The sequence below is a fragment of the Staphylococcus warneri genome, from assembly GCF_900636385.1.
Taxonomy (GTDB): Bacteria; Bacillota; Bacilli; order Staphylococcales; family Staphylococcaceae; genus Staphylococcus; species Staphylococcus warneri.
The window spans coordinates 2,382,811-2,398,446 of sequence record NZ_LR134269.1 but is presented as its reverse complement, the minus strand read 5'-3'; the positions used below and the strand labels follow the sequence as shown (position 1 = coordinate 2,398,446).

At 32.7% G+C, this 15,636-nt stretch carries 16 protein-coding genes; 9 read left to right on the top strand and 7 right to left on the bottom strand.

The annotated features are described in order from the left end of the window. Positions 1-3 precede the first annotated feature (3 nt). The 3 genes from EL082_RS11715 to EL082_RS11705 all read left to right on the top strand — a co-directional run bounded on the left by EL082_RS11715 (position 4) and on the right by EL082_RS11705 (position 2,021). On the top strand, positions 4-642 hold the full coding sequence (locus tag EL082_RS11715) for a hypothetical protein (protein WP_103286115.1): 639 nt from the start codon (positions 4-6) through the stop codon (positions 640-642). Between the two features lie 27 nt (positions 643-669). Beyond that, the gene (gene lepB / locus EL082_RS11710; RefSeq protein WP_049416620.1) at positions 670-1,248 is read left to right on the top strand and encodes a signal peptidase I; all 579 of its coding nucleotides are present in this window, start codon (positions 670-672) and stop codon (positions 1,246-1,248) included. Positions 1,249-1,478: 230 nt separating this feature from the next. Continuing rightward, positions 1,479-2,021, top strand: a complete 543-nt coding sequence (locus EL082_RS11705; protein WP_103286116.1) for a GNAT family N-acetyltransferase — start codon at positions 1,479-1,481, stop codon at positions 2,019-2,021. A 121-nt stretch (positions 2,022-2,142) separates the two neighbouring features. Here the strand turns inward: EL082_RS11705 and EL082_RS11700 are convergent, their stop codons facing one another. The 5 genes from EL082_RS11700 to EL082_RS11680 form a co-directional block, all read right to left on the bottom strand. Beyond that, positions 2,143-5,208 (bottom strand): YSIRK-type signal peptide-containing protein, encoded by a 3,066-nt coding sequence (locus tag EL082_RS11700; protein ID WP_103286117.1) that lies wholly within the window; start codon positions 5,206-5,208, stop codon positions 2,143-2,145. 313 nt (positions 5,209-5,521) lie between these two features. Continuing rightward, positions 5,522-6,157 (bottom strand): ABC-2 transporter permease, encoded by a 636-nt coding sequence (locus EL082_RS11695; protein ID WP_002466347.1) that lies wholly within the window; start codon positions 6,155-6,157, stop codon positions 5,522-5,524. Further along, on the bottom strand, positions 6,157-6,996 hold the full coding sequence (locus EL082_RS11690; RefSeq protein ID WP_002466312.1) for an ABC transporter ATP-binding protein: 840 nt from the start codon (positions 6,994-6,996) through the stop codon (positions 6,157-6,159). The genes EL082_RS11695 and EL082_RS11690 overlap by 1 nt, the downstream gene beginning before the upstream one ends. A 45-nt stretch (positions 6,997-7,041) precedes the next feature. Continuing rightward, on the bottom strand, positions 7,042-7,764 hold the full coding sequence (locus EL082_RS11685; protein WP_002466345.1) for a DUF3169 family protein: 723 nt from the start codon (positions 7,762-7,764) through the stop codon (positions 7,042-7,044). Next, a complete protein-coding gene (locus tag EL082_RS11680; RefSeq protein ID WP_049416627.1) occupies positions 7,761-7,964 on the bottom strand; it encodes a helix-turn-helix transcriptional regulator in 204 nt (67 codons plus the stop codon). Before EL082_RS11680 ends, EL082_RS11685 begins: the two co-directional genes overlap by 4 nt. Before the next feature lie 129 nt (positions 7,965-8,093). Between EL082_RS11680 and EL082_RS11675 the strand changes: the two genes are divergently transcribed. The 6 genes from EL082_RS11675 (at position 8,094) to EL082_RS11650 (ending at position 12,943) form a co-directional block, all read left to right on the top strand. Continuing rightward, entirely contained in the window at positions 8,094-8,621 is a 528-nt protein-coding gene (locus tag EL082_RS11675; RefSeq protein ID WP_049416628.1) for a DUF3267 domain-containing protein, read from the top strand. 25 nt (positions 8,622-8,646) lie between these two features. Next, positions 8,647-8,847 carry a hypothetical protein gene (locus tag EL082_RS11670; RefSeq protein WP_049416629.1) on the top strand — a complete coding sequence of 67 codons (201 nt, stop codon included), beginning with the start codon at positions 8,647-8,649 and terminating at the stop codon, positions 8,845-8,847. Next, positions 8,831-9,352 carry a MepB family protein gene (locus EL082_RS11665; protein ID WP_049416632.1) on the top strand — a complete coding sequence of 174 codons (522 nt, stop codon included), beginning with the start codon at positions 8,831-8,833 and terminating at the stop codon, positions 9,350-9,352. Before EL082_RS11670 ends, EL082_RS11665 begins: the two co-directional genes overlap by 17 nt. Positions 9,353-9,555: 203 nt before the next feature. Continuing rightward, the gene (locus EL082_RS11660; protein ID WP_103286130.1) at positions 9,556-10,665 is read left to right on the top strand and encodes an NAD(P)/FAD-dependent oxidoreductase; all 1,110 of its coding nucleotides are present in this window, start codon (positions 9,556-9,558) and stop codon (positions 10,663-10,665) included. Further along, positions 10,659-11,999, top strand: coding sequence for a nucleoside recognition domain-containing protein (locus tag EL082_RS11655; RefSeq protein ID WP_049416633.1), 1,341 nt, complete (start codon positions 10,659-10,661; stop codon positions 11,997-11,999). Before EL082_RS11660 ends, EL082_RS11655 begins: the two co-directional genes overlap by 7 nt. Positions 12,000-12,013: 14 nt before the next feature. Next, positions 12,014-12,943, top strand: a complete 930-nt coding sequence (locus EL082_RS11650) for a CobW family GTP-binding protein (RefSeq protein ID WP_049416635.1) — start codon at positions 12,014-12,016, stop codon at positions 12,941-12,943. 77 nt (positions 12,944-13,020) lie between these two features. Here EL082_RS11650 and EL082_RS11645 read toward each other — a convergent pair whose 3' ends face one another. Together EL082_RS11645 and EL082_RS11640 are read right to left on the bottom strand one after the other, a co-directional pair. After that, complete coding sequence (locus EL082_RS11645; protein ID WP_049416637.1) at positions 13,021-14,745, bottom strand: glycoside hydrolase family 3 N-terminal domain-containing protein; 1,725 nt, start codon at positions 14,743-14,745, stop codon at positions 13,021-13,023. Between the two features lie 15 nt (positions 14,746-14,760). Further along, positions 14,761-15,597 (bottom strand): HAD family hydrolase, encoded by an 837-nt coding sequence (locus EL082_RS11640; protein WP_015365412.1) that lies wholly within the window; start codon positions 15,595-15,597, stop codon positions 14,761-14,763. Between the last annotated feature and the right edge of the window lie 39 nt (positions 15,598-15,636).

Below are 15,636 nucleotides of genomic sequence, written 5' to 3'. Positions count from 1 at the left end.
TTTATGAAGCGTTTATTATGTAAATTTAGTTTAATAACCATTACGTTTGTAACTATCACAACAATTGCTTTGTCTACTCAACTAGATGCGGCAAGTACTTCAGGTGGTTCTAGCTCTAGTAGTTCTAGTAGCTCATCATCTAGTTCGTCATCAGCTTCATCAAGAGGTGCTTCATCAACATCATCAAGTTCCTCTATGAGCCGTTCAAGTGCAGCTAATGCATCACGAGCAGCTCAACAATCAAGTCAACGAGCGTCTCAACAAGCAGCTAAATCAAGCCAATCTAAGTCAGCACAAAGCAAACAATATAAAAATAACTCGAGTACCAAATCATTAGTAAGTCCAAGACGTCCTTATAGTTCAAGTGCAGCATATCAAACTCAATTTATGTCGACGTCATTTTATAATAATTGGTTATATTTGTATCTCTTTTCTTCAGCATCTCAAGCCAGTCAGGAAAAGAAAAATAATGTTCAATATCAAATGAACATGTTGAAACATCAAATGAAAGACCATGAAAAATTATACACAGTAACAGTTGATACGAAACAAGGTAAACGTGTTGTAGTTGTACCCAAAAAGCAATACGACAAAATTCAAAAAGGGCAACACGTCAAAATTAAAAATGGTGTTGTTCAATAAATAATCATTTGTAGTTAAGGAGTTTCTATGGGAAAAGAAATGATCGAGTGGATTGTTGCATTAGCAATAGGTATTATTATCGCTATCATTCTCACAGTATTTATCGGTACTTCTTATACTGTTTCAGGAGAATCGATGCATCCTACTTTTGAAGATAAAGATAAAGTGATAGTTAGTAAAATATCTAAGACATTGAATCATATTGATTCCGGTGATGTCATTATTTTTCATGCTAATTCTAAAAGCGATTATATTAAACGATTGATTGGTAAACCAGGAGATACGGTTAAATATAAGAAAGATCAATTGTATATTAATGATAAAAAAGTTAAAGAACCCTATTTGAGTGAAAATAAAAAGTATAAAAATGGTAAGTATTTAACAGAAGATTTTAATTCCAAAACACTTAATGGTGCGAATGGGAAGGCTAAAATACCTGAAGATAAATATCTTGTATTAGGTGATAATAGACAAAATAGTAATGATAGCCGATATAAAGATGTTGGTCTGATTGATAAAAAGCAAATTGTCGGTAAAGTGATGTTTAGGTATTGGCCTTTCGATAAATGGGAAAGTGGATTTAATCCAGGGACATTTCCCAATTAAGTATCAATAAAGGGTCTCTATCGTTGACTAAAACTTTGTAAAAAAGGTGAGTCAATGATAGAGACTTTTTTCGTGGATAAGTTTAGATGTTGTGGATAATTTTGAATTAACAATTTGATAAAACGATGCATATCAAGGGTTGGGGATTGATTGTAATTTATCCACAACGTGTGTTATTATGTTGATAATTAACAGAATTGTGTGACAATAATGTAAATGGGGTGTAAAGCATGTTTGGATTTAAAGTAAATGAAGTCGTAACTTTAAAGATATTAGAAGAGAGAGAAGCGGATACGTTATTTAATCTTGTTGATCAATCGAGGTCATATTTAGCAGAATGGTTACCATTTGTAGCTTATACTAACCAAGTTGAAGATAGTCGAAAATTTATTCAAGCAGCGTTACGCCAATTTGCCTCCGGTAATGGTTTTCATTGCGGCATATGGATAGAAGACCAATTGGTTGGTGTGATTGGATTACACTATATTGACAATGTAAACAAGAAAACATCAATTGGGTATTATTTAGGTGAAAATCATCAGAAAAAAGGAATCATGACACAGTGTACTAAAGCATTGATTGATTATGCGTTCAATGAATTAAAGTTAAATCGTGTGGAAATTAGAGCATCAGTTGAAAATAAAAAAAGCCAAGCGATACCAGAACGATTAGGTTTTACAAGAGAAGGTCGACTGAGAAGCGAAGAAAAAGTACAAGGTCAATTTAAAGATAGTTTTGTTTATAGTTTATTAAAATCAGAATGGCAATCATAAATAGAAAAAGACTAGATAATTATTGATTATACATTATATATTCAGTGTTAGTTTGTGAATATATGTGCATAAGCCATAAATAATTACCTAGTCTTATTTTTATTTAGTTAGTACGCGATGACTATTTTTGATTTTTTCGTCTTCTACCTAATAAGAGTAAACTTGCAATACCTGCCAAGATACCTCCCAATAAGGTCGTATTTGAAGCTTCATTTTGTTGACCAGTTTCAGGCAGTTTATCTGTGTGATGATGTGAATCGGCATGTAATGCAGAATGATGTTCTACATCCTTATGAGTTTCGGAGTCGCTGTCAGAGTCTGAGTCGCTATCAGAATCACTATCGGAATCGGAATCGCTATCAGAGTCTGAGTCACTGTCGGAATCGGAATCGCTGTCAGAATCCGAGTCACTGTCAGAATCCGAATCACTGTCAGAATCCGAGTCACTATCGGAATCCGAGTCACTGTCAGAATCCGAGTCACTATCGGAATCCGAGTCACTGTCAGAGTCAGAATCGCTGTCAGAGTCTGAGTCACTATCGGAATCAGAGTCACTATCGGAATCCGAGTCGCTGTCAGAATCAGAGTCGCTATCAGAGTCGGAGTCGCTATCCGAATCCGAGTTGCTATCAGAGTCCGAGTCGCTGTCAGAGTCCGAGTCGCTATCCGAATCAGAGTCGCTATCAGAATCGGAATCGCTGTCAGAGTCCGAGTCGCTATCCGAATCCGAGTCACTATCGGAATCACTATCGACTGGAATCACGGTTACTGTTTCAGTAGTAATATATGAAGCTCCTTCGCTATCTGTTACTTTAACTGTGATCGTATATTGTCCTGGTACATCAGCATTAAAACCACCGTTATCAATAATTTCAACTTTGTTAGTTAAATCTCCGTCTTCTTTATCAGTAGCACTTGTAACTACTTTTATCACTTCAAAATTATGATCACCTTCATGAATGACTTGTGGAGATGTTGTAATGGTTGGAGCATCGTTTAATGGCATCATTTGAATGACTGGATATAATTTTGTATCTTTTAAAATTTTATCCCCATCGCTATATGGTTGATCATTATCTGAATAGAACCATTTGACCGGATTACCATCCAATGTAGTTGGAGCTGATTTATCTACTAAACCAATTGTATTCCCTCTAGGTGTAATGACGTGGTCTTCAGTTATACTATTTTGATTATTTTGTGCATCATTTTTATCTTTAAAGAAATCAACTGTCACAGCTGGTGCCCATACATGTGCCGTTTGATCATGTAATTTATTTTCATTTAATCCATAGTTATATTCAGGGTGATTGATTGGATCATTAGGGTCACTCGTAATGGTTAAATCATATTTATTGTTTACATTTTTGTCTAAATTCGATTTATCAATTGCGAAATGAGTTAAAACTTCACCATTTTCATTAACAATTTGAGTCCCAGTAGGAACTTGAGCATTACCTTTTTCATCTAAAGGTAGGCTAACAGATCCACCGCTAATTATTATTTTAGGGAAATCAGTAGAAACATTTGAATTACTTGGTAAATCATGAAATTTATCAATTGTGACTTTGGAATCATCTTTGATATCGATTAATGAAGGCCATGCTAGACTGCTATTTAACGATGAGCCTTTATCAAATCCAACACTACGTAAATCAAGTGTACCGTTTTCAACAGTTAACGTTGAATGTTCTAATTCGATACCTTTTTCATCACCTGTGAATCCATTTATATTTTGTGAAATAGTACTATTATTCGTTACATTAAAATGTGTAAATTCAGAGTTAATACCTACTGCGTCTACTGGCACTTTGAATATCCATATAGATTTGTATGGATTAGCATCTGTAGGGGTATTCACTTTTAAATCAGTATTTGAGAAATTAACTTGTTGATCCCCACGTCGATGATCTGGATTAAAAATATTGAAATTGTAATGTGCTCGAGAAGAAGAGTAAATGTTACTATCATTAAAATTCACTATACCAGCATTAGATTCAATCGCATTACTCGTAGGGCTATCGCCATTGTTAACCAAATTGAGAGTTGAATGATTTACATTTAATTTTGAATCAAAACTATCTCCTAATAGTAAAGTTGATCCCGTAGAATCTCTTGTGGAATTGGTATTAATATGAGCATCTTGAATTGAAATCTCACCAGCAAATTTCTTACTAGCATCAATACCAGACTGATTAAAGTTATTAAAGTTTGTTTCGCCACCGTTAATGTTAAGTTGAGTAGTTGAATCTCCGCCATGAACAGCGATACCTTTATTGAAGTTATTGAAATTTAACTGACCATCGTTGTTAATTGTTAGCGCTTGACCATTACCAAGAGATGCATCAATACCGATAAGTTTCTGTGCTTGTCCAGGTGCAGCATTAAAATCTACTTTTTTACCGTTTGCGACATTAATGATGAGACCGCGATTCAATTTTAAACCTTCAGTAAACTCAAATTGATGATCAGAATTAAAATTAATTTGGCTCACATTGGCATCATTAAAAGCATTTTTTAAATCAGTAAATGTAAATGAGTCATCATCAACATTTACAATGCCATTATTTGCTACATAAGCTCTAGAAACAGGTTTAACAAATTGACGTTGAACGATATGATGTTGTGTTTGTGATTGTGTTGATTGAGTATTGAATGTCTTTGACTGAGGTACAGAAGGTTGAGCTTGTGATGGTTCTACATGAGTGTTGGCTTGTTGTGAAGTTTGTTTAGAAAGTGCTTCTGTGGCGTTAAATTTAGCTTCATTTTGTGTTTGCTTTTTATTAATTGTTTGGTTGTTTTGATTTTGATCTTGAGTTGAATTCAACTGTTGTGTTGTTTTAGTCATCTGACTTGTTTGTTGGTTTTGCATATCAGATGTGATATGTGAATCATTAGTTTGAACAGGTTTAGTCTGACTTTGATTTTGGTCGTGTTTCAATACCGTTGAAGTGTTGTTTGTGTTTAATTTAGCATCGGGCGATGTCGCTTGTTGATTAGGTGTAGAAGATGCATTGTTTTCTTCAGTATTTTGTTGTGTTTTTGATTCTGAATTCTCAGCAGCGTGTGCGTGATTTTGCATACCTAAAAATAGAGTGACGTCAATAAGTGTTGACCCAATTCCTACAGAGAATTTTCGAATAGCATAGCGCTGACGTTGATTTACCTTAAATAAATGATTTTTCATTTGAAGCCCCCAAATTTTATTATTCCTATATAATAGTTATTTTACATGTACAATTCCATTATACACCATACCTAATAAAAAATAATTATTTTCCTTAAAATTATTCTTCATTTTCAAAAATATTTAAGTTTTAACAATTAAAAGTTATTTCATTAAATATAAAATTATTTAACTAATGAATCTACAGGTATAAATAATCTAAAAAGTATTAATAATAAGAGGGATAAATCAAATTGTTTATCAAATGATAGACGATATTATGGAAATAAAATTCCCGGCGATTTTAAATTAATCACCGGGGAAATAATATGAATTATAAATCTTGCTTTTTAAATGTTTTCATAGAAAGAAAGTAGGTTATAGCCAGAATAATTAATCCAAATAGCGCATAACCAATGCCAACTATCACGTTATGAAAAGTTGCAATGGCGGTTGCGAATGAGTCAGAATCCATCATGTTTGGCATTAAAAGGCCATACAATACAACAAAAAAGCTTAATATTAATATAATTGATGATGTTGTTAAAATGACATTAGAATTTTCAGATCCAAATTTAAATGTTAGTGGAAAAACAATAGAATAGGTTCCTACTGCGCCTATGCCTATACAGGCAGATAATAACATCATACTTATATTTTGTGTGAAAATTGCTGTAAATATAAGGCCTACCAATAATCCGGTAAGTATTAAAGATAAGAAAGCAACATAATAGCTATTAACATATATATTTCTTCCTTTTGGGAAAACAGAAACATAGTACATCCATTTAGAATCTTTTTCGTGTTTAATATTGTCAGTGATTGGAGAAAGCAAAAATACCATTGGCATAAAACAAGTCATTAAAGGATTAAGAAATGAAAAAATGACAGTTACTACAATAGATACTATAAAATAGCTAATAAGTGTCTTTTTTGAAGTATAAAATATACTTAATAAAAATCCCTTCATTACTGTTCACCTCGCATAATAATTTTTGTTGCATCGTCTATATTTGTTAAGGGGTGAGCGTCTTTAATTTGATGATAATTGTTGATTAAAGCAATGATTTTATTTTGACGAACACGTGAAGCTATAATCATCTCTGTGGGAACATTAAAATCAACTTGAGGAACTTCAACAATGCCGTAATTATTAAGTAAATTATCTTTGTTTTCTTCTAGTATAATTTTGCCATCTTTCATAAATATAAGCTTTGAAGCAAGCTTTTCCATATCATCAGATATATGTGAGGCTAGTAAAATAGCATTCCCTTTAGCTGTAAAATCTTCAAGTAATTCTATCACTTCTTCACGTCCTGATGCATCCATACCTGCTGTTGCTTCATCTAGAATTAATAATCGAGTGTCATGAGCTAATGCAATAGATAATGCAGTTTTCATTCTCATTCCTCTTGAAAATGTTTTAATTGCATTAGTAAAAGGTAATTCAAAATAATTTATGATTGAATGAAATGTCTTACTATCCCAAGATTGATAGATATTTGAAAATATTTTATCAATTTCTTTTAAAGATAATTTATTAGGTACACGTAAATCATCAAAGACTACGCCAATATGCTCTTTGTATTCTTCTTCATTTGAACTTGCTTTATTGAAGAATGTTACTTCTCCAGAGTCTAAATGACGGTTACCTACTAAGGTGTTAATCAGTGTAGATTTTCCAGACCCATTTTTTCCGATTAAGCCCACTACCTCATTAGAATAAATTGAAAAGTTAATATCGTGTAGATGGAAATCTGAGTCTTTATAAGATTTATTAAGTGATTGAACATTTAAAAGTGAAGTCATTTTACATCCTCTCTTTCTATATATGATAGGTATAAAATTATGGATTTAAGATTTATAAAATTTACGAACTTTTGATAGATAACCAAAGGCATTATAGATAAATAAAATGATAAGAATAATTATTCCTACAGATTGATTTGATTTAGAAATGATTGAGTATATACCTAAAAACATCACACTAATAAGGAGTAGTCCGATATTCATAAAAAATTGTTTGTAAATGGTAAGAAAGTTGATATGGCGTTCACCTTCGTCCATAATTTCAATTATTTTTTCTGTATATTTTTCTTCCCCCATTTTTGGGTAACGATCATCAAATTTTCTAACAAATAATCCTATCATAATAGCAGGAATGGCTGTAACTATAAATGGAAGAATAGATAGAAATAAGTATTTATCTGAAATATTGCCTAGTGCTAGTATAAAGATTGTTAAAAAACTTATTAGTATTTCTAGATAGAATATAAAACTGACAGATAGATATTTTAAATTTGCTTTACGCTCATATGTATCAGCAATGTCTTCATCCTCAAATTCTATCGATTTTGATTTCAAACGAAGTGAATCTTTTTGGTATTTTAATAATAATAACGTAAGAAAGATATTAAAAAATGTTGTTATTAAGGTAATACTAATAATTAACATGCTACTTTTAAAATGAAACTTAGAGAATAAGTTGTATTGATTAATAATGTCAAAAAGTTCAACGATTAATCCACCTATAATTCCACCTATAATCATAAGTAATAGATAGCGTCCTACTTTCATAAATCTTCCTCCTCGATGATAAAGATACTTTCTACGGGTTCATTAAATATACGAGCGATTTTCATAGCTGTAAGTATAGAAGGTGTGAAGTCATTACGTTCTATCAAAGAGACGGTTTGTCTTGATATACCAGCTTTCTTAGCTAATTGAGTTTGATTATATCCATCTCTTGCTCGTAATTCTTTAATTCGATTTCTCAAGTTGATCAACTCCTTAACATTAATGTATATGATAAACGTCATTTTGACAAGTATATTTGTCAAAATGACATATATATTGTATATTACATATATCAACGAAATATAAATATATTCAAAAGAGGTGGTTTCATGCAACGCATTGATATTTTAGATAATCCTAAATTAATGAAACAGTTTTCTCAATACATGATTTTATTATTTATTGGTTTTGGTATTATTTTTTGGATTATAGAGAGAAGTACTAATACTGTATATATATTTCAATCAATTATAGGTAATATTGTACTTTTTATTATTTTATATTTCTTAATTTTTACAATTCACGAATGTATTCACGGTGTTTTTTTCAAAATATTTTCACCTAGACACAAAGTTCATTTTGGATATTCTAGTGGAATGATTTATTGTGCTATACCTGGTGGACAATTTACACCTATGACTTTTCTAATTAGTGCTATCGCACCATTTATAATTATAACAGTGATATTAATTACTACGCTTTATTTAGGTATATTACCAAAGTTTTTCTTTTTTATTTTGGCTACATTACATGCTGGTAGTTGTGTTGGAGACTTTTATTGGGTTCTTAAAATGATTCAAACTCCAAAAAACTCAGAAATTGAAACTACTGATAAGGGCATTATTATTTATGAATGATTAATAGAACAAAGGGGTTTTAAAAATGGAAAATAAAGGGTTTATGATTTCTAATCTACTAAATATATTGTTAATGTTTGTTGTTGCTTTAGGTGTGATTGATAATCATTTAATTTTAGCTATTGCATTTGCTATTGTGGCAATAATAAACGCAGGGTATTTACTTTATAAAAGCAATGAAATAAATAAACAGAATGAGGGTCAATCACATGGTAAAAAATCTTAAATTACTTCAATCTATAGTGATATTAAATGAATTAGAACGAATATATCAGACCGCCATTTTGGATACAGTTGAACGAGAAACGTGGAACCACGAATATGAAGCATTGGAATTTAAATTATTTGAATATCGTTTCAAGAGCCGTTTGGCTAAAAAGACCCCAAAGAAAAAGGGTTACTTTGTCACTTTGTGGGAAAAAGATTCTAATCATCAAAATACCCCATTACATTTTGACCAAATGAGTGATTATTTAATGATTTATGTAAACGATCAAACACGTAAAGGCATATTTATTTTCGATAAAGAAACACTGTTAAATCATGGCATTTTAACTGATAATCATCACAAAGGGAAAATGGCATTTCGTGTTTATCCAGATTGGGAAACATATTTAAATGTAACTGCTTTAAAAGCACAACAATGGCAACACAAATATTTTATCAATTTAAGTCATAGTGACACGGAGACTCAATTATCTCAAATTTATACGATGATTCATTTGAATTAAATAACTGAAAAGTGTCTACAAATAATATCACCCAATACTAAATTTACTTTACTAGTGGATTTAGTATTGGGTTATTTATGTTCATTACTAACAAAAGACGTGAGAGACGTATTGAATTTGTAATAGAATAGGTCTATAATTTATAAATCGTAATTATTTCGATTTGAAACCTAAAGATAAATATCTCAAGGAAGTGTTTAATGATGCAACAACATCGAAAGGTAGTCATTATTGGCGCAGGTGCTGCGGGTATCGGCATGGCTATCACATTGAAAGATTTTGGTATAGATGATTTTTTAATATTAGAAAAAGAAGAGATAGGTTCATCATTTAAACAATGGCCTAAGTCAACTCGTACCATTACGCCATCGTTTACATCTAATGGATTTGGTATGCCAGATATGAATGCTATTTCTAAAGAGACGTCACCTGCGTTCACTTTTAACCAGGAACATGTATCTGGGGAAACGTATGCGAAATATTTAGAAGTTGTGGCTTATCACTATGGTATCAGTATTCAAACTAACACTGCTGTAACGCAAGTCTCTATGGAAGAGGGTCTATATTTCATCAAGACAACTCAAGGTGATTACACGGCAGATTATATTTTTGTAGCGACTGGTGATTTTCAATTTCCTAACAAACCATTTAAGTATGGTATTCATTATAGTGAGGTGACTGACTTCAACGAATTCGATAAGGGAGACTATGTTGTGATTGGTGGTAATGAAAGTGGTTTTGATGCTGCGATTCAATTAGCTAAAAATCAATCTACCATTTCGTTGTATACACGTACGACGGGCCTTAATGATGAGGACGCTGATCCTAGTGTAAGGTTGTCACCTTATACACACCAACGCCTAAGCCAAGCAATTCAACAAGGTGCATTGATAGAAATGAATGTGCATTATAGTGTTTCAGATATTAACTTTCAAGACGGTAGGTACATTATTTATTTTGAAAATGGTCATGAAGTACAAACTGTGAATGAACCTATTCTTGCTACCGGATTTGATGTAACACAAAACCCTATCGTTCAAGAATTATTCGAAACGACAAAGCAAGATGTGAAATTAACGCTTCAAGATGAGTCGACACGCTATCCTAATATTTTCTTAATAGGTGCTACAGTTGAAAATGATCATGCCAAGTTATGTTATATCTATAAATTCAGAGCACGATTTGCTGTATTAGCACATGAGCTTGCACAGAGGGAAGGCTTACCGGTCAATCATCAAATGATAGAATCATATCAAATGAATCAAATGTACTTAGATGATTATACTTGTTGTGATGTGGCATGTTCATGTTAGAAGTGAAATATGATTTAAAACGGGGTTATTATGATCCAATTCCAGAAGACACACATCTTTTAACACTTCAGCATATATCAAGACTGACATCTGCAGAAAAGGCATTATTGAAATCAACGATTATCAGGAATAAATTGGATATATCTTTAATGGAAAGTGTAGTGTCTAGTTCTCAATATAGTCACTACGTTATTCAACAACTTGAGCAATTTCAGAAAGAGCGCAAAAATCAAACACCTAATATCTTACAAATGGTACTTGGCTGGTTGATTATATTAATCATGTTCGCATTGCCTATTGGCATGGCGTATCACTTTTCAGATTGGCTACAAAGTCATTATGTCGAACATTGCATTACTTTTTTAGGTTCATTCGAATATTTCCAAAATGGTATCATGCAGCACATTTTCTTTGGAGATTATGGTGTGTTATCGCTAGGAACATATTCATTTGTATGGGCATTACCTGTAGTGGTGTTAATCAGTTTGTCTTCAGCCATCGTTGAACAAAGCCATTTAAAGGATTGGATTACTTGGGCAATTGAACCGACGATGATACGCATTGGATTAAATGGAGAAGATATCATTCCTTTATTAGAAGGATTTGGATGTAATGCTGCGGCTATTACACAAGCAGGCCATCAATGTCATGCTTGTACCAAAACACAGTGCATGAGTTTGATTAGTTTTGGAAGTTCATGCAGTTACCAAATAGGAGCGACGCTATCTATATTTAGCGTAGCAGGGCATTCTTGGCTTTTTATACCTTATTTAATATTAGTATTGGTGGGCGGCATCATACATAATCGATTATGGATGAGGACAAATCATCACCCTTTTGCAATTCAAACTGTTAAAAAGTCCACCATTCACTTACCTTCAGTGCGACAATTGAGTCAACAAATTTGGGATAATATTTGCATGTTTGTCATTCAAGCTATGCCTATTTTTATCACAATCTGTTTTATTGTTAGTATCATTTCCTTAACACCCGTTCTATCGCTCATTTCACATGTGTTCATGCCAATATTGATGTATTTAGGTATTCCCAACGAATTATCTCCAGGTATCTTATTTTCCATGATTAGAAAAGATGGCATGTTGTTATTTAATATGCATCAGGGTGCTTACATTCAACAATTATCTATCATACAACTATTGTTATTAGTCTTTTTGAGTTCCACATTTACATCATGCTCTGTCACGATGACCATGGTATTTAAACAACTTGGATTGAATGAAGGATTTAAAATAATAGCGAAACAAATGGTGACATCACTAAGTGTGGTTATCATTATTGCAATGATTGCAAAGCTTATAACAGTTATGAGTTAAAAGGAGTGGCTAGGATGGATATTGTAATCATAGGAGGATTTTTAGGTGGTGGTAAAACTACATTATTGAACCATCTCGTGTCCGAAGCGGTGACACAAGGGCTGCAACCAGCAGTAATTATGAATGAGTTTGGTAAGCGAAGTGTGGATGGTCAATTAATTGATCAAGAGATCCCTTTAAATGAGCTTACTGAGGGCTGTATTTGTTGTGCAATGAAAGCAGATGTTTCAGATCAATTGCATCAACTCTATTTAGACTATCAACCTGATATTGTCTTTATTGAATGCAGTGGGATAGCAGAACCATTGGCAGTTGTAGATGCATGTTTAACACCCATCTTAGCACCATTTACTAGGATTAAATACATGGTTGGTATTGTAGATGCACATATGTATCAATCGTTAAAATCTTATCCAAAAGATATCCAAGGTTTGTTTTATGAACAATTGAGCCATTGCTCTCACTTATTTGTGAATAAAATAGATTTAACACATGTGAATGTAACGAGCCAATTATTAAAAGAATTAGAAATCATCAATCCTGAAGCGGATATTCAAGTGGGGATGTATGGTCGAATCACTTTGCCTAAGTTTACACAAACTACCGATGACAATATTCAGACGAGAAAAAGTAAAGCAAATCACCAATCGCTACATCAAGGCATTCATCATCAATACATTGATGTACCAGTGAAATGTAACAAACTACAGTTTATAGATTATTTAGACGCCTTACCGTCAAATATTTATCGTATGAAAGGATTTATTCAATTTATAGACCAACCACATACTTATTTAGTTCAATATATGCAAGATCAGTTTGAATTAACACCAATAGCATTTGAAAAAGAAGTCCCCAATTATCTCGTGTTAATTGGAAAAAACATACAATATGACGATTATCGTCAATTATGTAATAGTAACAACGTTGAAGTAAGTTATTAAAGTATAAATCCCCATATAGACATGAAGATAACTTAGCTAGTATCTCTATGTGCTATATGGGGGTTCATCATATGCTATTATAACTTAGCTTGCCATTTATTAGTCCAAACTAAATCATTAGGTTTACCCTTGAAGTCAGAGTTACCCATGATTTTGTCTATAACAGTTTCTAAACTTGTTTTGTTTGAATGATATGCATTAATATACGCTTTTACCATTGTTGCATCGTGTAAATGCGTAGTGAAGTTGAGTGATGTGAAAACAGTAGGTACTTCGTGAACATACCATGGAATTTCATTACTCATTGCAGTTGACCAACGGATGCGGTAATTATTTTCTGCAGCATATCCAACGATATTAGCGAATACTAATGCTGCATCTACCCTTTCACGGTAATCTAATGTTTTACCTTTAATTCGTGTTGAACCATCATTTACTGTAACGTTAAAGCCTTTATTTTCTAATATACTTACAAGATGATCAGTCACTGAGTCATCAGATTTATAAATACCATTTTTTTCGCCTTCAATGACATAAAGTTGGATGTTTTTATGTGTTTCTGGACGAATAGGTAACTGGTTGAGCGTGTTTTTAACTAATGTAATACCTAAATCGGCAGCTTCTTTTTGCATGTCTATATGTTCATCACAACCGATGACATCTAATGCAGCCTCTTCTTTTTCTAACGTGTTTTGTGCTTGTTTATCATGTAAATGAATTTTAGCTTTGAGGCCTAAAATACGTTTAACCGCATCGTTAAGTCGTTCTTCTGTAATGATGCCTTTACGGTAACCTTGAAGCATGAAATTGAAGTCTTCTTCTATATCATTAAAGAATAAGAACATATCGCAACCAGCTGCGATAGCTAACGGTACATAGTCCTCACGTTTCATTGAAGCTGTCATTCCTAACATATGACTTGCATCTGTTACAACTAATCCATTAAAGTTTAAATCTTGTTTTAATAAATCTGTGATAAGTTCTTTAGATAATGATGCAGGTAAAATATCTTCGTCATGCAATTTTGGATTTAATTTTTTAGAATAATGTGGCAAAGCAATATGTCCAGACATAATCATTTCTACACCATTATCGATATGGTTGGTATACACTTTACGGAAACTTTGATCCCATTCTTCAGGTGTCATTTCATTAACACCTAATACAAGGTGTTGATCGCGTTCTTCAGTACCATCACCCGGGAAATGTTTAATACAAGTAATCATATCTTTAGTTTCATTAAAACCTTCGATGAAAGCATTAGTATATTTAATTACAGTGTCAGCTGTTGTTCCGTATGCGCGAGTATTAACGATAGTATTACGCCAGTTTTGAAGAATGTCTACACAAGGATCGAAGTTGATATTAACACCTAAAGCTTGTGATTCTCGACCTGATACATAGCCTGCATGATAAGCAACTTTCGTATCTTGAGCTGCTTCGCATTGTGCTGCAGAGGCAATATAAGTCCCATCTTTACATGCACCATTACCACCAGAATCACAATTTGCTGCTATTAATAACGGTACTTTACTATTGTGTTGTAAGTCGTTGAGAAGGTTTTGAACTTGATGCTTATTACCGCCTTGGTATCGTGCACCACCTATATGATACTGATTTAAAATATCTTTATTTGTAAGGTCATTATTATTAAAATCTCCATCTTCTTCTAGAGAAAATAAGTTGAAAAATAATTGTCCTATTTTTTCTTCGTCAATGAGCTGAGATAACGTATTTTCTACCCATTCAATTTGTTGATCATCAAGATAATAGGGTTTAGCTTTTAAGTCTACATTTACCATTATAACAACGCTCCTTTAGTCAAAATTATTATAAAATTGTTGAATTACACGGTCCTGAATAGTATTATCAAACTGATTATTGATAAATAGTTTAAGGTAGGTTTGATCTAAGTTAGACCAAGATGTTGCTTCATTTCCAGCCAAAATAGGATAGAAATAAACTTGGTTGTCTTGGGCAGCTTGTAAATCGCCTCTTGCATCTCCAAGAACTAATATATGATCTGGTTTATAGTGTTGTTTAAGTTGTTGAATACAATGTTTTTTAGTACCTACCTCTTGTGCGAAGATACTAGTTAAAAATGGTGTTAGATGGTGTTCAGTCCATTCAGTTTCCACCGCTTTTAAATTTGCAGATGATACAATAACAATATCAGCATCGTGATGTGCATGTTTTAAAGTTGAATGCACATTCTCAAATGCGCCTAAACTAGGTAATCGACCGATTAATTCGTTAACTCGGTTTGACCAGTCTAAAGCTAAGCGAAGTCCTTTCTTTTGTGGATGCGCTTTCATATCTTGTTCTAATTGTGGATTTGAGAATGTTGAAGTATGATCGACCCACTCTTTAATATCATGATAACCATCAACAGTGCGACCTTGCTCATGTAGTTCTGTGAGCATTTTTTCCAAACCTTGAAATCGATTAATCCCACGTGTGATTTCATATAGGTTAAATTGGTTCCAACGCTCTAAAACTTGTTCTTTCATATCATCTAAATTCCAAATATCTAATAAGGCAGGTCCAAATGCACGTTCATGTTTGATTGTCATTGTATCCATGCCACAACCATCTGAATCTACGCAAATAAGGTAGTCATGTTGAGGTTGAAAATTTTCTAATGAATAATTCAAGTTTTTCAATCCTTTCTGTACGGTTTATAGTCTTAAGTG